At 60.3% G+C, this 18,396-nt stretch carries 18 protein-coding genes; 11 read left to right on the top strand and 7 right to left on the bottom strand.

The features are described from left to right. Positions 1-82: 82 nt before the first annotated feature. Together IB254_RS18270 and IB254_RS18265 are read left to right on the top strand one after the other, a co-directional pair. Positions 83-1,216, top strand: a complete 1,134-nt coding sequence (locus IB254_RS18270) for a GNAT family N-acetyltransferase (RefSeq protein ID WP_192418748.1) — start codon at positions 83-85, stop codon at positions 1,214-1,216. 57 nt (positions 1,217-1,273) lie between these two features. After that, positions 1,274-2,428, top strand: a complete 1,155-nt coding sequence (locus tag IB254_RS18265; RefSeq protein ID WP_192418540.1) for a glycosyltransferase 61 family protein — start codon at positions 1,274-1,276, stop codon at positions 2,426-2,428. On the opposite strand, the gene IB254_RS18260 is transcribed toward IB254_RS18265, so the two are convergent. From IB254_RS18260 to IB254_RS18230, 7 genes are all read right to left on the bottom strand, one after another. Continuing rightward, positions 2,425-3,849, bottom strand: coding sequence for an undecaprenyl-phosphate glucose phosphotransferase (locus tag IB254_RS18260; RefSeq protein ID WP_008041091.1), 1,425 nt, complete (start codon positions 3,847-3,849; stop codon positions 2,425-2,427). The genes IB254_RS18265 and IB254_RS18260 overlap by 4 nt on opposite strands. A gap of 384 nt (positions 3,850-4,233) precedes the next feature. After that, positions 4,234-4,755, bottom strand: coding sequence for a hypothetical protein (locus IB254_RS18255; RefSeq protein ID WP_008041092.1), 522 nt, complete (start codon positions 4,753-4,755; stop codon positions 4,234-4,236). 111 nt (positions 4,756-4,866) lie between these two features. Next, on the bottom strand, positions 4,867-5,388 hold the full coding sequence (locus tag IB254_RS18250; RefSeq protein ID WP_008033908.1) for a methylamine dehydrogenase light chain: 522 nt from the start codon (positions 5,386-5,388) through the stop codon (positions 4,867-4,869). A 17-nt stretch (positions 5,389-5,405) separates the two neighbouring features. Then, positions 5,406-6,026: a methylamine dehydrogenase accessory protein MauD gene (mauD, locus tag IB254_RS18245; protein ID WP_008041094.1), complete on the bottom strand. Its 621-nt coding sequence runs from the start codon at positions 6,024-6,026 to the stop codon at positions 5,406-5,408. Positions 6,027-6,029: 3 nt separating this feature from the next. Then, the gene (locus tag IB254_RS18240) at positions 6,030-6,569 is read right to left on the bottom strand and encodes a MauE/DoxX family redox-associated membrane protein (RefSeq protein ID WP_192418539.1); all 540 of its coding nucleotides are present in this window, start codon (positions 6,567-6,569) and stop codon (positions 6,030-6,032) included. A gap of 13 nt (positions 6,570-6,582) precedes the next feature. Beyond that, positions 6,583-7,731, bottom strand: a complete 1,149-nt coding sequence (locus IB254_RS18235; protein ID WP_192229052.1) for an amine dehydrogenase large subunit — start codon at positions 7,729-7,731, stop codon at positions 6,583-6,585. A gap of 282 nt (positions 7,732-8,013) precedes the next feature. Continuing rightward, positions 8,014-9,495 carry a sensor histidine kinase gene (locus tag IB254_RS18230; protein WP_192418538.1) on the bottom strand — a complete coding sequence of 494 codons (1,482 nt, stop codon included), beginning with the start codon at positions 9,493-9,495 and terminating at the stop codon, positions 8,014-8,016. Between the two features lie 392 nt (positions 9,496-9,887). Between IB254_RS18230 and IB254_RS18225 the strand changes: the two genes are divergently transcribed. The 9 genes from IB254_RS18225 to feaR all read left to right on the top strand — a co-directional run bounded on the left by IB254_RS18225 (position 9,888) and on the right by feaR (position 17,895). Beyond that, positions 9,888-11,051, top strand: coding sequence for an acyl-CoA dehydrogenase family protein (locus IB254_RS18225; RefSeq protein WP_192418537.1), 1,164 nt, complete (start codon positions 9,888-9,890; stop codon positions 11,049-11,051). A 25-nt stretch (positions 11,052-11,076) separates the two neighbouring features. Further along, positions 11,077-11,448: a hypothetical protein gene (locus IB254_RS18220; protein ID WP_008033901.1), complete on the top strand. Its 372-nt coding sequence runs from the start codon at positions 11,077-11,079 to the stop codon at positions 11,446-11,448. Between the two features lie 3 nt (positions 11,449-11,451). Then, positions 11,452-11,937, top strand: a complete 486-nt coding sequence (locus IB254_RS18215; protein WP_192418536.1) for a nuclear transport factor 2 family protein — start codon at positions 11,452-11,454, stop codon at positions 11,935-11,937. Beyond that, positions 11,934-13,082, top strand: a complete 1,149-nt coding sequence (locus IB254_RS18210; protein ID WP_192418535.1) for an amidase — start codon at positions 11,934-11,936, stop codon at positions 13,080-13,082. Before IB254_RS18215 ends, IB254_RS18210 begins: the two co-directional genes overlap by 4 nt. Before the next feature lie 20 nt (positions 13,083-13,102). After that, positions 13,103-14,386 (top strand): aromatic ring-hydroxylating oxygenase subunit alpha, encoded by a 1,284-nt coding sequence (locus IB254_RS18205; RefSeq protein WP_192418533.1) that lies wholly within the window; start codon positions 13,103-13,105, stop codon positions 14,384-14,386. Then, the gene (locus IB254_RS18200) at positions 14,383-14,883 is read left to right on the top strand and encodes an aromatic-ring-hydroxylating dioxygenase subunit beta (RefSeq protein ID WP_192418532.1); all 501 of its coding nucleotides are present in this window, start codon (positions 14,383-14,385) and stop codon (positions 14,881-14,883) included. The genes IB254_RS18205 and IB254_RS18200 overlap by 4 nt, the downstream gene beginning before the upstream one ends. 10 nt (positions 14,884-14,893) lie before the next feature. Beyond that, a complete protein-coding gene (locus IB254_RS18195) occupies positions 14,894-15,634 on the top strand; it encodes an SDR family NAD(P)-dependent oxidoreductase (RefSeq protein WP_192229059.1) in 741 nt (246 codons plus the stop codon). 241 nt (positions 15,635-15,875) lie between these two features. Continuing rightward, the gene (locus tag IB254_RS18190; RefSeq protein WP_192418531.1) at positions 15,876-16,823 is read left to right on the top strand and encodes a PDR/VanB family oxidoreductase; all 948 of its coding nucleotides are present in this window, start codon (positions 15,876-15,878) and stop codon (positions 16,821-16,823) included. 151 nt (positions 16,824-16,974) lie between these two features. Further along, entirely contained in the window at positions 16,975-17,895 is a 921-nt protein-coding gene (feaR, locus tag IB254_RS18185; protein ID WP_192418530.1) for a transcriptional regulator FeaR, read from the top strand. Positions 17,896-18,396 lie beyond the last annotated feature (501 nt).

Below are 18,396 nucleotides of genomic sequence, written 5' to 3'. Positions count from 1 at the left end.
AGCTATCGACTCTCATTTCGAGTGTTTGATCTATTGGTTTGAAAACTCAAATGAACGCTTCTTGATGTGTGCTAATAAGCAAATGAACGCATATATATCAAAACTGATACACAAGTTAATGTCGCCTTCCATGCGATTTGAGCTAAGAAAAGCGCTCGCCTGGTTACGTGACATAGCCGCGCGCGCCTGTGTTTGGCGCTGGGAAATCGCCAGGTTCAAACTGCGGGAAGACAGCCGCTACGACATTCTTTACGTGGGCAGAAAATCCCAGCGGGAATTTGTGAAGGTGCTCCTGGGGGCTGAGACTCAGGGGGTTGATAACCTGTCGAAATCAGACCGCACGGTCGTTGTCAGTGACATGCCGACCTGGGGTGCATTGTATGTGCCGCAATACCTGAGTGCTGTCGTGCCACTGCGCAGATCCATTGATGAGATTACGGCGCGATACAACACCGAGTTACGGCGCAATTTACGCAAGAACCGGTTGCGCTACGGCATGAAGCAAGCACTGAACGATGATGAGATTGAAACGGCGGATCGGGAAATGCTTCAACCCTACGCCAGGGCCCGTCATGGCGCAGCCGCCTCGCAAATCGCATCACATGAAGTTCAACGGGTGGCAAAAAATGCCGGACGCCTCGATCTGGTGGTGTTGGAAGACCAGGTTGTTGCCTGCCATCTGGGGTGCGTCGTCACCCGCGCGGGCAAGCGCTACTGGAGCACCGTGCGTTTTGGCTACCCTGACGAGGTGTTTTCAGATGCCAGGAAATTACGTGAAGTCAATTCCATCACCACGTTCATGGCGCTTGAGTGGGCGATAGAAAACGGATTTGATTACTACGATATCGGGACGTGTCTGGCACGTCCGGACGACGGGCTTCTTGAGTGGAAAAGAAGGCGCGGCGGTGATGTCGATACGCTGGGAAACCATGGCTACGTGTTTGTTCGGCTGCCCAGGACCGGCGCTGCGCAGTTTCTGTGGGAGACACCGCTTTTTGCTGTTGAAGGCAAACATTTGACACTTCATCTTGGAATACCCGACGGGCCAAGTGATGAAGAAGTTGCAAATCGATATCGTGAAATGGGCTTTGGGGGGCTATCCAAACTGTATCTCCATTGTTCCAGGGAACCGGACGCCACGCTGCTCGATAACTTGCGTAGTCGCTACGCTCATTTGAAGTCTCCGCCCATTCTGCAAACTATTCTCTGCACTTGAGATATTGAGAAGTAGTTGGCTGTAAATGCTGTGTAATCATATTGCGCCGGGGTGTCTATGTCGGAATTCAACGCGTTGGCAAGTAGCGGCCCGGCGAAGTGGAGCCTGGCGGCTTATAAACACCTCTTTAAAACACGCCTTGCCCGGAAACCAGCGTTAACGCTGCAAAGTATGGCGGTGAAAACCTGGGATATTGCGCCGGGTGAAGTCGCGTTTGCTCAACCTGCCTTCTTTCTTCCCAATCAACTTGAACGTGTGACGGGATGGGAAGAGCAACTTTTTTATCCCCATGAACATCCTCGTCGCACAATGGAAGGTGTCGGTCGTGTTGAACATGGACCGACCCGGGGTTATTTGCTCAAAGATGTCTGGATGATCGATGGCGCGCTCTACAAAGGAAGCGCCAAATCCTGGTTGACGCCAGGCGTTGGCCGGCTGCCCGGGGTTCGCGTCGAAAACGAAATCGAGCGCGGCGCGTTGTATTGCACGGCGGGGGGCAACAAGTGGTTTGGCAGTTGGCTGACGGACGATTGCCTGACCTATTCACTGGCCTGCAACGAAGGCGTTCCAGTGACCACGGCTCCCTCCGCCAACATTGTTTCCACCACCAGGAACGGCATCCTTCACACCCCCGGTTATGAGGACTGGCTTGGCATGAAGCCGGTTCGTTTACGTAATGCGTTTTTTCGTGAACTCGTGATCTTTGACGACATAAGTCAAAATCGCCACAAGCATCTGCGCTTCCGTGCAATGGGCGAAAAGTTGCTGTCCCACGTCAACACGAGCGCTCATCCAGGCGTGTTTATCCTGAGAGGTGGTCGCGGCGATTTACGCTTGTTGCGTAACGAAATGGAGTTGGCTGAGCGTCTGCGTGATCGTCGAGGCTTTCGTATTCTCGACCCGGCGCTGTGCGATGTTGCGACCATTGTCGCGACCTGTGCCGGTGCAAGAACCGTGATAGGGGTCGAGGGCAGTCAATTGATCCATGGGGTTAATGTATTGCCGCCGGGTGGGTCGCTGCTGGTGTTGCAACCTCCTGAGCGTTTCATCTGCTATTTCAAGTACCTGACCGATCGTGACCATCAACACTTTGGTTTTGTCGTCGGTACTCCCGCGGGCAATGGTTTTACTATCGACCCTGATGAGGTCGAGCGCACGCTGGACCTGTTTCCGTCATCGACCGGCTGCTCCTACAGTTTCACTACGGATTAATAGGCCTGTTTGCCGGAGAAGGCAGATACCGTTCGTAAAAGAATGATGAAGTCGAGCCAGAGCGACCAGTTGTTGATGTACTCGATGTCTGAGTCAACCCGGCGAATCATTTGTTCTACATCTTTCGTTTCACCGCGAAGGCCCCGCACCTGCGCCAGCCCGGTGATACCCGGTTTAATGTTATGTCGCGCAAAGTAGCCCGAGACATCGGGCGAGTACTGCACGTCGTGTTGAATCGCGTGCGGGCGAGGCCCCACCAGCGACATTTCGCCCATCAACACGTTGAACAATTGCGGCAGTTCATCGAGGCTGGTTTTGCGAATAAAGGCGCCCACCCTGGTCACGCGTGGATCATTCTTTTGTGCCTGCTTGACGGTGCCGTCCGACGGCTGATGGACCACCATGCTTCTGAACTTCCAGATACTGAAAACTTCGCCGCTCCACCCCATGCGTTGCTGACGAAAGAACACGGGGCCGGGGCTATCGATCTTGATCGCAAGGGCAACTAACGCCAGCACTGGTGCCGCAAAAAGCAGGATCAGAAAAGCGCCGACCTTGTCTTCGAGATTCTTCAGGAACAGTCGCATCCCCATCAGCGGAGTTTCGGACAAGGTCAGCACGGGAATGCCGGCAATCTCGCGAACGCTGTGGTTGATCAACTTCAAGGCGAAAATGTCAGGCACCCAGTTAACCCTGACGTGTTTGTCGAACAGGCTTAAATAAACCTTCTGGATAACTTCGGAGCCACCCACAGGGGTCACAAAATAGACGGTACGAATGGCGTGTTTGACAACCAACTCATCAAGATCAGAGATGTTGCCCAGTATCGACAGGCGTGGTGCGCCTTCCACGCCTTCCTTTGCCCAGTCATCGTCCGCGCCAATCAACACACAGCCAACGATGCGTTCGCCGAGCCAGGGGTTGTTACTGATTTTCTTGTGGAGGTAGCTCGCCAGCTCGCCCGAGCCAATGATCAGCGAATTTTCCAGTTGCGTCGGGTGGGCCAGGAATTTCTTCTGCATTTCCCGTGAGGCGAGGTGCAAAAACAACTGGGCGAAATAGCCAAGAACAAATAACTCCCCAACCAATAGCCGCGAATACCGTTCGCTGGTTTTGGTCAGGAAAGCCATGGCAACGAGAAAACCAAAAGTCGCGGTCCATGCCTTCAGAAGCTTGAAGGCTTTGACAGTGAACCCGACATTGCTGCGGTAAATGGCATAGTGGTCGTACACGACGGCCAGCGCGCCAAGCAGCAGCAAGAGCATGATGACGTAGTCTTGCGAGATGAAGCCGATGTGATAATTGATCAAGAACCACGCAACACCGGTTACCGCAACGCAATCGAGACCGGCCTGAACAACGATACTGGTACTGCTTCTTCGCTGGAGAACGGAACGGGTACTGTTAGGCTCAAATATCATCTTTAGACCTCATTTGCTTTCCCTTGCGCTCGGTGATGACGAGATTCAGGTCAACACAGCCCTCATTTGAGAGCCTCAGCGTCACCGACAAGCTGCTCATACTTGTGACAGGTTTGCACCCTCAAATGCGTAAATCCGGTGAGACGAAGACAGGTGCTGTCACTTTAGCACCACTGTGCACACATTCACTCTATAGCTACGGATTCTGACAACATCCATATATAAAAATGCACTCGGACACAAGGTGCCGGGCAAACCATGGTGAGACACCTGCACGGCGTTTGCCGCAAGGTCGTCTTGTTATCGCAGAGGAGAGTTGGCGCAGCGGAAGGGCGGGGGAACGGGCCCCCGTTTTTGCAATGACGGCTTTGGTTCAAGCCGTTGTCAGTTGTTCATCCCGTCTTCAATTGCGATGCCTTGCGCACGCATTTGCTGGATCAGACCGGCGCGGGTGCCGGGGAGGTTGAGCATGGTTTCTGCGCGCAGTGCCGCCACTTCGTCGGCGCTGTAAGGCTGATAGTCGGCCGGCGTGCTTTTGCCCGCCATCCCGTCGGCACGGATCAACCAGTTGAGCAGATCGGCCAGTTGCGCGTTGTCCAGCGCGGACTGCGACATTCCCGGCACGCGCACGAGAAACTCGCGGCCGCCCGGCACTTTCAGAAAGTTGCCGACAAACCCTGCCATCCGGGGCGTGTCATTCGCGGCAGAACCCATGCCATTGCCCAAGTGGCAACCGGCGCATTGCAGTTGGTAGTTCACGCCAACGCTGTAACCGGCCTGGGCAATCGGTTTTTGCAGGGCTTCATTGCCCGGCGCATGCCGTTGCGCCGGGTCCGGGATGGCCCTGGCATGAACGAGCGGGGCGGTCATGGCGCAGACAAGACCGAGGATGAGCAACCTACCCATAAGCAGCACCTCCACCTGTGCAGGAGAAATCGGACCTGTAGGAGCCGCCCGCAGTAAGCCGGCTCCTACAAAAAGCCATCGTTTGCGCGAACAAACGACGGTAAATGCGCGTTAAACCGCGACGCCACGAATGATCGAAACGGTGCAGTGGTAGATGTGCGATTTGGCGGCCAGGCACCAGTTCACATCGTTGTTGTTGAACGGGCGATAGGCCGGTTCTTCACTGTCGTTACGGGTGCAGGCGCACTGCGCACAGCTCTGCTTACCGCAGCAGTCGTTGTACGAAATGATGTAATCCTTGCCATCGGCCGGGTTGCGGCAGGTGCCGATCCAGGTCACTTGCGACACTTCCGTGCCCGGCGGACAGGACGTCACCGACCCTCCGCAGCAGCTGCACAAAAAGCCATCGATGGAGCAGTAGCGCCAATAGTCGCAGGTGTTCGGATCACCCGGGTCACCGGCTTTCGGGTTATCGGCGGCCAGGGCTTTGCTGGTGCGATCCAGCGGCAACAGCAGCGGCAACGCGGCGCCGGCAACCATCAGAGAACCCATGCGCGACAGCAGTTTGCGTCGCGAGGTTGTGTCGGCAACACGACGAGTCGAACGCTCAAACAACAGATCCAGCAGTTTCATGAAAGTCTCCTGCCTTATCAGTGGCTATGGCCGTGGCTGTGGTCGTGTGCATGCGGCTGGCTGTTGAGGTATTCCTGCAGCGTCGCGCTTTTCAGGTGTTCGACTTCGAACAGGCTGTCCAGGTGCTCGCGGGAATTGACCAGGCCTTTGGCGCGCAGGGTGCCGCTCTTGTCGATCAGCGCGGCGTACGGCAGCTTGCCGATCTGGTAGGTCATGCCCACTTCAGGCCCGACCACATAAGTGGCGTCTTCCAGTTTGTGTTCGGTGATCAGCTTTTGCTGGGCGTCCATGTCGCCATCGCTGATGAACACCACGTCGAGGCGATCGGCCTGTTCCTTGGCGATGGATTTGATCGCCGGCAGCAGAGACTTGCAGATCGGGCAGGTTGGCGAGAGGAAGAACAGCAGTTGCGATTTCTCGCCGGCATAGCCGAAGTTGACCGGGCGCCCTTTGCGGTCGGAGGCGGTGACCTGTGGCGCGGCTTCATTGACCGCCACGCCCTTGTCCATCATCAACGCACCGGCCGGGGCCAGACGGCCGTGCAGCACACCAATCTGCCGGACCAGGCCCATGACGGCAAACGCCACGGCCACCAGCAGTACCCAGAGCAGAACGTTGGAAACGATTAAGCCTTCCATTGATCACCTACCAATCAGTTTGAGCAGAAGAGGGGAGTTCGCCAGCAAGCCATCGGCTGCGGCGTAAATCAGCAGCGCGACGGCGCTGGCGGCGACAGTCACGAAGCCGTCGAAAAAACCCAGGTCACGAACCACCGGCGAGACGCTGGCCAGCAACGCCAGCGCCACCAGCGCGCTGTTGCGCAGCAGCAGAACCGGGCGCAGCGGTTGGGCCTGGTCCGGGCCGGCACAGCCGCAGTCGATATCGCGACGACCGCGCCACAGGTTGATGCCAATGGCCGCGGCATACAGTGCGATCAGGCTGGCGGCGCCCAACGCTGCCCAGGCACGGCTGACCGGTACCAGCAGCGCAAAGGCGATGGCCAGTTCAACCAGCGGAATGACGCGTGCGACGGGGCGTACGGCCACGTCGGGCAGCAATTGGTAGTCCGCCAGTTGCCGGGCAAAACGTGCCGGCGCGCTCACCTTGTGGGTCGCGGCACTGGCCAGCAACACCGCGATGGCGAGGGCGCTGGCAATGATGAAGATCGGATCTAAGTGCATGGCCGAACCTCGGTTAGTAGCTCATGACCTGAGTCGCGGTTTTCGCGACCTTCGCCATGCTGCCGGTGAGCGTATTGGTCTTCAGGTCGAAGATCTGCAAACCGCCTGCAACGTCGGCGCCCAGCAGCAGCGGCTTGTCGTCGCCGGTCGCCTGCATGCTCCACACCGGAACCGGTGCCTCCAGCGTGGCGACCTTCTTGTGGGTTTTCAGATCAAACGCCCAGATCAGCGGGCTTGGGTCTTCCCACTTCATCGGTTCGTGCGCGTCGTGCATCAGCACGTACAAGCGGTTCAGCTTCGGCGCGACGGCCATCAGCTGCCAGCCGCCAGGTGCCCAGCCTGCCTTCTTTTCCTCGTCGCTGGTCAGCGACCAGGACGGCAGGATTTTCGGTGCGTCGGCCGAGAAATCCACTGGGCGCACGGTGCCCGTGGTGGTGGTGAAGTAATAGGTGTCGCCGACGTTCACCGCGCGCTCCACCAGCTTCTCCGCGTTCGGGTCGAAGAACGGCGTGCGGCTGCGTGCGGTTTCCTGGCCCTGATCGTTCAGCGTGATCACTTGCAAACTGCCGTCGCCGCACAGCGAGGCGAAGCGGCGATTGCCGATCGGGTAGTTGAGTACGCAACCGGGAATCGCCAGTTCGGCGGTGACGGCTTTGGCCTGGGTGTCGACCACGGTCACCGAGGTCGACGGGGTGAAGTTGTAGACGTAGACAAAGCGGTCATCACCGCTGGTCTTCAAGCCGTAGCGCTGGGTCAGCGACTCGGCGCGCTTGGTCGGAATCAACAGCTCCCAGGCCGGCGACAGGGTGGAACTGTCCCAGGCGGTCAGCACGTCGGTGCGGGTGCCACGAGTGCCGCGCGAATAAAAGATGTCGGCGCTGTAGAGGGTTTTCTGATCGTGGCTGAGCGTCGAGGGCGCAGCAAAACCAGTCGGCACCATGCCGAGCACGCGCTTTTTATCGGGGTCGACCACGGTGACACGGCCCGCCACGAAACTTTCGAATTCGACGTCGACGATAAAGGCCCGATGAACTTCCGGCGGAAATGCCAGAACGGTCTGGCCGATCGTGTCAGCGGGCAGATCCGCGCTGGCATTGTTCAAACCCAGTACCAGCAGGCTGAGACTCAGCGCTGACTGTACGGTGATCCTGGTGGCTCGCATTAGGGGGAACTCCCTGAATTATTGTTCGTGCAAATCGCAAGTGCATTGGCAGATTTTTGCAGTTCGATTCTGCCTCGCTGGCAGAAGGGGGGAATTGCTGTGGCTGCCAAGCGTTTGTGTGTCTGTGCCAGTCTCGAAAACCAGGCTGCAAACACCGCAATTGCAAGCCAAAACCACTGACCTGTAGGAGCCAGGCTTGCCGGCGAAGGCGTCCTTGAGTACGCCATCGCCGGCAAGCCGGCTCCTACAGGTCAGTGGTTTGATTCAGGTTCTTCGGGGGTTTCAGGCGGGAGTTGCGAGGGGAAGGGTGAAGGTGAAAACAGCACCGCAGGGCTCAAGGTTTTGCGCCCAGATATCGCCGCGATGGCGGCCGATGATGTTTTTGCACAGCGCCAGGCCAATGCCGTTGCCGCTGACCTTGGACGAGAAGAAACCGTCGAACAGCTTCTCTTGCGCCTGGGCCTGAATGCCGCGACCGCAGTCTTCGATGCGCACCAACGCCACGTCGTTTTCGCGGCTGGCGTGAATGCGCAGCACCCGTCGTTCAACAGGCAGATCGCTCATTTCTTCAATCGCGTTGAACGCCAGATTAAGAATGACCTGACCGATCAGCACCTTCTCGCAGCTCACCCACAGCGGCGCGGGACTGGCGACAATCTCGACGCGGACCAGGCTCGGATCGGCGCGCAGGCTGATGAAATAGCGGGTTTCGCGCAGCAGTTCGTTGAGGTCGATCAGCTCTTCGGCCTGCTCCAGTTTGACCACGTAATCACGCACGCTTTTGATGATCAGCGACGCATGCTCGATTTGCCGCACGGCGTTTTGCAAACCCCAGGCGACCCCCTGATCCGTGGCGGACTCCTTGCCCAGGCGAATCACCGCGCCTTCGATGAAGTTGCGGGTGGCGGCCAGCGGTTGGCTCAGCTCATGAGCAATGGCCACGGCCATTTCGCCCATGGCGTTGTAGCGCGCCAGGTATTCGAGTTTCTGCTCGCTGACCCGCCGTGCTTCTTCGGCGCGCACATGTTCGGTGACGTCGCGAAACAGCAGCAGGTGGCCGACCAGGTCGTCTTCGATTTCGATAAAACGACACGTCGCCTCATGCCAGCGCCACTCGCCGTCGCGGCGTTGCAGGTGGTAGTGCACGCGGAACGGCGCATGTTCCGGGGGCTCGCTGGCCAGCTGTTGCAGCAGTCGGCGACGCGAATCGTCGTCGCACCATGACAGGAAGTTTTCGCCGATCAGCGTGTGTTCTTCGCTGTTGAGCAGGTGCGCGCCGGAGTCGCTGATAAAGCGGATATCACCTTCAGGGCCGAGCACCGCAACACCTTCGGCGAGGTCCTGCATGAATGCCTTGAGCCGGCTTTCGAAACGCTTGAGGTCGCGCTTGACCTTGTCCTCCCTGGAGATGTCGCGGAACTGCACCATCAGCACATCACGACCGTCCAGATGCACCAGCGTCGCGACCGCCTCGGAGAGGATTTCCACGCCTTGCTTGGAGCGATAACACCACTCGATGGCGCGCTGGCCCGTGCGCGCTGCGCCTTCCAGCCAGCGCAGGCCGACCGAGCGCCGGTACTTGGGCGCGTCACGGGTCATGTCCGGGGCTTTCAGCGGCGTCAGTTCTTCGAGGGTAAAACCCAGCGCGTCGAGGGCGGCGGTGTTGGCCCATAGAATCTCCTTGCTCTGTGCATCGTGAAGAATGATGCACAGCGGCATGGCTTCGATGAGGGTGAAAAAGTCGTGCGGTTTTGGCAGGTACATCGCGCAGTCCTGAAGAACCGGTGAAGGGAAAGTATGGCTTTTTATACCCGCTTGCGCGTGGGGATGCGCTCAGAGGTAACCGGGGGCGGGCTAGGGGATTCCTTTAGTGAAGAGGCTGCACGCACCAATAGTGGCGACCCGACGCGGTTTTTACACTGGACCTCAATGCAAGGGCAACGACCTCACAGCCAACAATCTTCCCGTGTGAACACAAACCTTGTAGGAGCCGGCTTGCTGGCGATGAGGCCCGAAAGATCGACGGCGTTGTTGAGGCCGCCATCGCCAGCAAGCCGGCTCCTACAGGAATCGCGTCGGTCGTTACCCGTGCCACATAACGCTCGCCACGCCTCCCGGCAGGCTGCGGCTAATAACAATTAAACGGAGAGAAGCCCATGCTGCGTTCAGCTGTCGCGGAGAAAGACCCTCTGCCAGGCGTCGACGGCAACACCGTCCACCACCAGGCCTTTGAGCAGGTGCTGGCGGAAGTGCGCCAGCGTCGCGATGAATTCGACGCCGGTTCCCACGTGCCACGGGACATGATCGAGCGCTTCAAGCACGTGGGCATCTACCGCGCTGCCACGCCGAAATGCTTCGGCGGTGACGCCCTGGCGCCGGCGCTGTTCCTGCAAATGATCGAGCGTATTTCCGAAGCCGACGGCTCTGCGGGCTGGGTCGCCAGTTTCGGTAGCGCCGGGGTCTACCTCGCGGCATTGCCACCGGAAACCCTCGCCGAAATCTACGCCCAAAGCCCGGATCTGGTGTTCGCCGGCGGCCTGTTCCCGCTGCAACCGGCTGAAGCTGTCGAGGGCGGCTGGCAGGTCAGCGGCACCTGGAAATTCGCCAGCGGCTGCAAGGGCGCCGACTTGCTCGGCGTCGGCATCGGTGCTGCCGGCGGCAAGCCGCGCACCGCGGTGTTCCGTGCGGACCAGGTCGAGATCATCGAAAACTGGGACGTGGTCGGGCTCAAAGGCACCGGCAGTCACGACCTGCGCGTCAGCGACAAACACGTCGACGAACGCTGGACCTTCATCCGTGGCGGTGCCTCGACCATCGATGAGCCGCTGTTCCGTTACCCGTCGATTGCCTACGCCGCGCAAGTGCTGGCCGTGGTCAACCTTGGCCTGGCCCGTGCCGCCCTCGACGAAGTCAGTCGCATGGCCGCCGGCAGCGGCATCACCGGCGCACCGAAAATGGCCGACCGCGCCTACGTGCGCATCGAGATCGCCAAGGCCGAAGCACAACTGGCCGCTGCCCGTGGCTTCTTCTACAACGCCACCGAGCAGGTGTGGAATTCGATCCTCGCCGGCAACCCGGTCACCGCCGAGCAAACCAGCCTGTTGCGCTTGTCCGCGATTCACGTGTCCCAGGCGGGCGCCGCCGTGGTGCAGAGCGCGTACAGCCTCGCCGGCACCACCGCGATTTACCTGCGCCATCCGCTGCAGCGTTACCTGCGCGATTCGATGGTGGTCACCCAGCACGCGTTCCTCAGCGAAGGCCTGTACGACGGCGCCGGCTCCGTGTTCCTCGGCGTGCCGCCGTTCCCTGGCTACATCTGAACCCACTCTTCAAGGATCAATATTCATGTCCCAGACCACCCAAGAACCGCTGCGCGTCGTCTTCTGCATCGGCATCACCCAGAACTTTTTCGACCTGCCCACCGGCGAAGGCCTGAGCGTCTGGAAAGGCTTCAGCCAGATGATGGGCTCGCTCGGCGCCATGCCCGGCATCACCGTGCTCGGCGCGATGGACGATGACCGATTGATGGTCGGTCCTTCCACTACGTCGCCGTGGACCGTCTACATCATGGCCGACGTCGACTGCCACCAGTCGGTGATCGATGCCTGCAACCTGTTCCGCACCACGCCGGTGAACGAGTACAGCCTGTGGCGTTACGCTAAGGTCGAAGCGCGCATCGGTCGTCCACTGACCATCCCTGATGCCGCCAGGGTGTAAGCCATGAACGAGGCCTTGTTGCAGCGTCTGGCGACGCTCGAAGGGGAGAGCCAGGTGCGCCGCTTGATGGCGCGCTACATGGACCTGTGCGACGTGCCGAGGGCGATCACCCACGTCAGCGAGCTGGCGCAATTGTTCTGCATCGACGCCGTGTGGGAAGGCGTCGGCAGCGTCACCGCGCAGACCTTCGGCCAGCACCGCGGGCGTGAGGCGATTGCGGCGTTTGTCGGCGGCTACTTGCCGCCCTCGGAGCACTTTCACCTGAACCTGCATTACCTCACCAGCGAGTCGATCCTGGTCGACGGCAACACCGCGCAGGGGCAGTGGATCATGCAGCAGGTGTCCACCTACGCCGATGGGCGCAGCGAGTTGTTCGGCACGCGCTTGAACATCGATTTTCGCTGTGTCGAGGGTGTCTGGCTGATCGCACATTTTCGTACGCAACGCTTGTTCAATTCGGACCTCTTCACCTCGGAGTCGGGCGCATGAGCACGTTTATCAGCGAATTTTTACTCGGTGGCGACGGCAAGCGGGTCGCGATCAAGGACTCGATCGACATCGCCGGGCATCCGACGCGCTCGGGCAGTCGTGCGTTTGCCGATGCTGAACCGGCGCTGCGCAACGCCGACGTGGTGGACGCGATCCTCGACGCAGGCTGGCAAATCGTTGGCAAAACCAATATGCACGAGTTGGCGTTTGGCGTGACCGGGATCAACGACTGGACCGGCACGCCGATCAACCCGCAAGCACCGGACCGCGTGCCGGGCGGCTCTTCCAGCGGTTCGGCGGCAGCGGTTGCCGCCGGTCTGGCGGACATCGCCATCGGCACTGACACCGGCGGCTCGGTTCGCGTACCGGCGGCGTGCTGCGGCATCGCCGGGTTGAAGCCGACTTATGGGCGTGTCAGCCGGGTCGGTGCGCATCCAGCGGCGTCCAGCCTCGATTGCGTCGGGCCGTTTGCCGCCGACATGGCAGACCTGATCGCGGCGATGCAAGTGATTTGCCCAGGCTTCCAGGTGCAGGGTTTGCCCTCTGGCAACGCGTCGGTGGGTTTTCTTGAAGTCGACTGCGAACCGCATCTGCAAATAAGCCTCGGTGCAGCCGCCGACCGTGCAGGCTGGCACCGCAGCCACCTGCACCTGAGCGAATTCGAAGCTGCATTCGCTGCCGGCCTCACCGTGATCAATTTCGAAAACTGGGCCGCGTTCGGCCACCTCACGGGTAAAGGCCTGATCGGCGCGGACGTTGAGCAACGCCTGCTGGCCGCGAGTCGCACCAGCGCGGCGGACCTGGCGCAAGCGGAGAAAGTCCGCGCGCGTTTCAGCCAGCAAGTGGACGCAGCGCTGGAAGAGTTCGCGGTGCTGCTGTTGCCGACGATGCCCAGCCTGCCACCGACGCTGGTCGAAGCCCGCAGCGCCAGCAAAGCGGTGGCCGGCATGACCCCGTTGGTGCGGCCGTTCAACCTCAGCGGCCATCCGGCGCTGTCGGTGCCGGTGGAACTGGAGGGCAGCGGACTGAAAGTCGGCCTGCAGATTGTCGGTCGTAAAGGTCAGGACGAACTGGTCTGCGCCTTCGGTGCGCAGTTGCAACAGAGCATGGCCGGCGAACGGTCGACCCCTAACAAGAAATCATAAAAAGCCATGAGGAGAACCGCATGAGCACTCATGAATACCGGCTGATCGCATCATCGAAAAGCCCGGACGAACTGGTCAGCCACGACCGCGTCGACGTCTCGCTGTACAACGACCCGGCGCTGTTCGAAGCCGAGCTGGAAAAGATTTTCTACCGCACCTGGGTGTGGGTCGCCCACGAAAGCGAAGTACGCAACAGCGGCGACTTCAAGACCGCGACCATCGGCCGTCGCCCGGTGATTGTGGTGCGCGACAAGAAGGGCAACATCAACGTCCTGGAAAACCGCTGCCGGCACCGTGGCGCCACGGTGTGTGAAAAACACAAAGGCAACGCCACCGGTTTCACTTGCCCGTATCACAGCTGGTCGTACGGTCTGGACGGCAAGCTCCGTGCGCTGCCGTATCCGGACGGCTACGAAGGCATTCTGGAGAAGTCCGAATTGCCGCTGACCAGCCTGCGCGTGGAAAGCTACGCCGGCATGGTTTTCGCCAGTTACAACGACGAGATCGAACCGCTGGAAGACTTCCTCGGCGGCGCGAAACACTGGATGGACCTGTTCATGAAGCAGGGCGCCGGTTTCCCGATCAAGACCCAGGGCGAACACAAGTTCAGCTTCAAGGGCAACTGGAAGATCCAGCTGGAAAACACCACCGACGGTTATCACTTCCCGATCGTGCACAAGTCGTTCATGTCGTCGGTGGATGAAGAAACCTCGGAAATGCTCTCGTTCATGACCGACGAACAAGCGGTCACCCATTCGCTGGGCAACGGCCACAGCGTGATGGTGATGGTGCCGGAACACGTCGATCTGGACCATGACGACGGCACCGAACAGTTGCAGGAGCGCTTCGCTCACGTCACTGAAGAACTGTCGAAAACCATGGAGCCGGCGCAAGTCCGTCGCATCGTGCGCTCGCTGCACGGCGCCGGTTTCAACCTGAACCTGTTCCCCAACGTCGCGATGTCGATGTCGTTCTTTCGCGTGCTGCGTCCGGTGTCGGTCACCGAAACCGAGATCCGCCACGTTGCCCTCGGCATGGACGGCGGACCGGAAATCGCCAACCGCGAACGCATGCGTATTCACGAACACTTCCAGGGGCCGTTCGGTTTCGGCAGCCCGGACGATGCCGAGGCCTGGGACCGTGTGCAGCGCGGTTCGTACGCCGGCGTCGATGCGCCAATCCTGGTCAACCGCGGCCTCAATCGCGAAGTCACCGCTGAAAACGGCGACAAGGTCAGCCACGCCACCGACGAAGGCGGCATGCGCGGTGCCTACGACATGTGGAAAAGGATGATGAGCCAATGAGCAATCACGACACCCTGAACGGTTTTTCCCGCCCGTTGGCCCAGGCCATCGAATTCATCTGGCGCGAAGCCGAATTGCTCGACCACAAGAATTACGCCGAATGGGCGACCCTGTGGAGCGACAGCGGCAAGTACATCGTGCCGATCGACCCGGACACCGAGGACTTCGAAGCGAACCTCAACTACGCCTTCGACGATGCGCGCATGCGTGACTTACGCATCGAACGCCTGACTGCCGGCTACTCGCCGTCGGCGGTGGACGCGGCGAAAACCATCCGCACGATTTCGCGTTTCCGTCTGGTGGAAGCCGCCGGCGACATCGTCGAAGTGAACTCGGCGCAGTTGCTGTACGCCTACAAGCGCGGCGTGCACACGCCGTTTGTGGCCGACCTGAACCACCGTATCCGTTTCACTGATGGCGTGCCGACCCTGGAGCGCAAAGTGGTGCGGCTGATCAATTCCACCGACAGCCTGAGCGCGCTCGGCTTCCTTCTGTGAGGGCAACATCATGAGTCGAGTAGCCCTTGTAACAGGTGCCTCGCGCGGACTGGGCGAGTGCATCGCCCGCCGTCTGCACGGGGCGGGTTATCGCGTCGCCCTGGCGGACGTGCGTCTCGAGGGTGTGCGGCGACTGGCTGCCGAGCTGGATGCCAGCGGTGCCAGTGCTGTCGCCATTGAGCTGGATGTGCGCAGCAAGGCCGACTTCCAGCATGCCCGCGACGTGCTGGTCGAGCATTGGGGCGGCTGCGACATCCTGGTGAACAACGCCGGCGTGTCGAAAGTCGCCGCGTTGATGGACATCACCCCGGAGGAGTTCGACGAGTCGATGGCGATCAACCTGCGCGGCACTTTTGTCGCGTGCCAGGTGTTCGGTGCGCACTTTGCCGAGCGTGGTTTTGGCCGCATCGTCAACATCGCCTCGCTTGCCGGGCAGAACGGCGGCACCGCCACCGGCGCACATTACGCAGCGGCCAAGGGCGGCGTGGCGACGCTGACCAAGGTCTTCGCCCGTGAACTGGCCCCGCAAGGCGTGACGGTCAACAGCATTTCGCCGGGGCCGCTGGACTTGCCGGTGGTGCGCGAAACCGTGGCCCCGGAGCGACTGGAACAGATCCTGAAAATGATCCCGGCCGGCACCCTCGGCGACCCCGGATACATCGCCGACAGCGTGTTGCTGCTGATCGCCGACCACGCCGCCTCCGTAACCGGCGCGTGCTGGGACATCAACGGCGGCCTGTTCATGCGCTAAACGCATTCGCGGCCAAACACACAACCCTTGTAGGAGCCGGCTTGCCGGCGATGGCGCCCTCATCGGCGATATAAATCTGTAGGAGCCGGCTTGCTGGCGATGGCGCCCACGTTGGCGATGCAAGTCTCAAGGCCGCCATCGCCAGCAAGCCGGCTCCTACAAAGGGCGTTGTTCGTCGCATAAAACACAGGGCGCCCACCGGCGCCGTGATAACAAAATCAACCGTATTTCAGGTGATGCAATGATGAAGGTGAAGATCGAAAGGATCGTCGACGAAGCGCTGGATATCCGTTCCTTTCGCCTCGTGCGCAGTGACGGCCAGCCGCTCGACGCCTATGAACCGGGTGCCCACGTCGACCTGACCGGGCCGACCGGGGTGACCCGCCAGTATTCGCTGTGCAGCCCGCCGCAAGACCGTCGCGCTTATCTGGTGGCGGTGAAGAAAGAGGCGCAGTCCCGTGGCGGTTCAGCGGCGCTGCACGAGGTGGAAGAGGGCATGGAGCTGGAAATGGGTGCGCCGCGCAACCTGTTCCGCCTCGACCCGACGGCCACCGAGCATGTGTTGTGCGCCGCCGGTATCGGCGTCACGCCGCTGCTGAGCATGGCTTATCGACTGAGCGAAAACGGCCAGCCGTGGCGCCTGCATTATTTCGCCCGTTCGCCGCAATACGCCGCGTTCGCCGAGTTGTTGGCGAGTACGTTCGCCGGGCATGTGCAGTTCCACTACGGCATCGAGCCGGGTGACATGGATGCCACGTTGAGTGAATGCCTTGACCACGCTGGCAGTACCGCACACGTGTACACCTGCGGCCCGGCACCGTTCATGAACAAAGTGGTGGAAGTGGCGGCGCGCAGCCGGTGCGACGATGCGATCCACCTTGAACACTTCCAGGCCGATCCCGCAGCGAATGCCGGTCCGAGTGGCGGTTTTGAAGTGGAGCTGGCCAGTTCCGGCGTGGTGCTTCAGGTGCCGGCCAACGCGAGTCTGGTCGATGTGTTGCAGGCCCACGGTTGTGACATCGACACCGAATGCCGCGAAGGCATCTGCGGCACCTGCATCGTCGAGGTGCTGGACGGTGTGCCGGAGCACCGTGACAACTGTTTGTCGAACAAGGAAAAGGCGTCCAACAAACAGATTTGCGCCTGCGTTTCCCGCGCCGTTTCCGCTCGTCTGGTATTGGACATCTAACGCAAGGGAAGGCTGGCAAGCCAGCGCCGGAGCCTGTTGAATAGGGCCCGGCGGCCGTCGAAGGAGGAGACAGCCAAGGTAAGTAACATTTGCCGAACCGCTCGACGAAGCGGTCGAAAAATAACAATAAAACGCGTGAGGCTTTGCAGTGATGATGACTTCTTCGGTGGTTCGCAACGAGGCGTTCGAAAGCTGGCTGAGCCAGGTCAACCAGGCCTGCGGGCGTTTCGATGCCCGGGCCCTGGATACGGATTTCTACGGTGAGCTGGCGGAGTATCGCAGCGGCGCGATCAACCTCAGTGTCGTCGACATGGCGCACGTGCACTTGTACCGCACCAGCAAGGACGTCAGCGTCAGCAGCGACGGCCACTATTACGCGGTGTTCCAGATGCGTGGCAGTTCCCGGCTGGAGCAGGGCGACAACCGCGCTCAACTGGGCACGGGCGACATCGCCCTGATCGACGCCTGCCGCCCGAGTGACATGACCTACAACGAGGATTCCCGACAGTTGTCGCTGATCCTGCCGCGTCAGGTGGTCGAGCGTGGTTCGCATTTCAATGCGGTCAACTGCGCCACACGCATCGCGGCCAGTACACCACTGGCGGCGATGGCCAACCGCTTGGTGCTGGATACCCGGCAGCAGGAAGGCCTGGACATGCAGGAAAGCGAAGCGGTACTGGATGCGTTGGTCAGCCTGTTGTTGCCCGGGATCAGTGCCCGCGACAGCGGCGCAGATGCCCATGAGCGGCAGTTTCGCAAGATCATCGCCTACATCGACGAACACATCGGCGCCGAAGACCTGTGCCCCGAGCTGATTGCCCGTGAGGTAGGGATTTCGGTGCGCGGGTTGTACCGGATGTTCTCCAAGCGCGGCCTGGTGGTGGCGCAATACATCAAGCACCGACGCCTGGATTTCTGCGCGGAAAACCTGCGCCGCTCACCTGACGAGCAGAAGCTCTCGGCGCTGTGTTACGCCTGGGGTTTTTCCGATTCCAGCTACTTCTCCTCGGCGTTCAAGTCCCGCTTCGGCGTATCGCCGGGCGCTTATCGCAAGCGCTACAGCCACAACTGACCTCTCCTGCAGGAGCCAGCTTGCCGGCGATCGCGGTGCATCAGGCGCCATTGATGTTGAATGAGCCTGCCTCATCGCCAGCAAGCCGGCTCCTACAGTAGAACTTCGCCGTGCACATACCTCGTGTTCGCTGCAGATCCCTGTAGGAGCCGGCTTGCTGGCGATGGCGGAGTGTCAGGCGCCATTGATGTTGAATGTGACGGCCCCATCGCGAGCAGGCTCACTCCTACAGGGGATCATCGTCGTACACATACTTTCTGTTCGCTGGAGATCCAATGTAGGAGCCGGCTTGCTGGCGATGGCGGAGTGTCAGGCGCCATTGATGTTGAATGTGACGGCGTCATCGCGAGCAGGCTCACTCCTACAGGGGATCATCGTCGTACACATACTTTCTGTTCGCTGGAGATCCAATGTAGGAGCCGGCTTGCTGGCGATGGCGGTGCATCAGACGCCATCAATGTTGAATGTGCCGGCCCCATCGCGAGCAGGCTCACTCCTACA

It is taken from the genome of Pseudomonas sp. PDM03 (genome assembly GCF_014852385.1).
Lineage (GTDB): Bacteria > Pseudomonadota > Gammaproteobacteria > Pseudomonadales > Pseudomonadaceae > Aquipseudomonas > Aquipseudomonas migulae.
This window is presented reverse-complemented; position numbering and strand designations above follow the sequence as displayed.

Excerpts from the sequence above, each read along its gene's own strand:
- IB254_RS18270 (WP_192418748.1), top strand. The coding sequence starts at position 83 with ATGAACGCATATATATCAAAACTGATACACAAGTTAATGTCGCCTTCC.
- IB254_RS18265 (WP_192418540.1), top strand. The coding sequence starts at position 1,274 with ATGTCGGAATTCAACGCGTTGGCAAGTAGCGGCCCGGCGAAGTGGAGC.
- IB254_RS18260 (WP_008041091.1), bottom strand. The coding sequence starts at position 3,849 with ATGATATTTGAGCCTAACAGTACCCGTTCCGTTCTCCAGCGAAGAAGC.
- IB254_RS18255 (WP_008041092.1), bottom strand. The coding sequence starts at position 4,755 with ATGGGTAGGTTGCTCATCCTCGGTCTTGTCTGCGCCATGACCGCCCCG.
- IB254_RS18250 (WP_008033908.1), bottom strand. The coding sequence starts at position 5,388 with ATGAAACTGCTGGATCTGTTGTTTGAGCGTTCGACTCGTCGTGTTGCC.
- mauD (WP_008041094.1), bottom strand. The coding sequence starts at position 6,026 with ATGGAAGGCTTAATCGTTTCCAACGTTCTGCTCTGGGTACTGCTGGTG.
- IB254_RS18240 (WP_192418539.1), bottom strand. The coding sequence starts at position 6,569 with ATGCACTTAGATCCGATCTTCATCATTGCCAGCGCCCTCGCCATCGCG.
- IB254_RS18235 (WP_192229052.1), bottom strand. The coding sequence starts at position 7,731 with ATGCGAGCCACCAGGATCACCGTACAGTCAGCGCTGAGTCTCAGCCTG.
- IB254_RS18230 (WP_192418538.1), bottom strand. The coding sequence starts at position 9,495 with ATGTACCTGCCAAAACCGCACGACTTTTTCACCCTCATCGAAGCCATG.
- IB254_RS18225 (WP_192418537.1), top strand. The coding sequence starts at position 9,888 with ATGCTGCGTTCAGCTGTCGCGGAGAAAGACCCTCTGCCAGGCGTCGAC.
- IB254_RS18220 (WP_008033901.1), top strand. The coding sequence starts at position 11,077 with ATGTCCCAGACCACCCAAGAACCGCTGCGCGTCGTCTTCTGCATCGGC.
- IB254_RS18215 (WP_192418536.1), top strand. The coding sequence starts at position 11,452 with ATGAACGAGGCCTTGTTGCAGCGTCTGGCGACGCTCGAAGGGGAGAGC.
- IB254_RS18210 (WP_192418535.1), top strand. The coding sequence starts at position 11,934 with ATGAGCACGTTTATCAGCGAATTTTTACTCGGTGGCGACGGCAAGCGG.
- IB254_RS18205 (WP_192418533.1), top strand. The coding sequence starts at position 13,103 with ATGAGCACTCATGAATACCGGCTGATCGCATCATCGAAAAGCCCGGAC.
- IB254_RS18200 (WP_192418532.1), top strand. The coding sequence starts at position 14,383 with ATGAGCAATCACGACACCCTGAACGGTTTTTCCCGCCCGTTGGCCCAG.
- IB254_RS18195 (WP_192229059.1), top strand. The coding sequence starts at position 14,894 with ATGAGTCGAGTAGCCCTTGTAACAGGTGCCTCGCGCGGACTGGGCGAG.
- IB254_RS18190 (WP_192418531.1), top strand. The coding sequence starts at position 15,876 with ATGATGAAGGTGAAGATCGAAAGGATCGTCGACGAAGCGCTGGATATC.
- feaR (WP_192418530.1), top strand. The coding sequence starts at position 16,975 with ATGATGACTTCTTCGGTGGTTCGCAACGAGGCGTTCGAAAGCTGGCTG.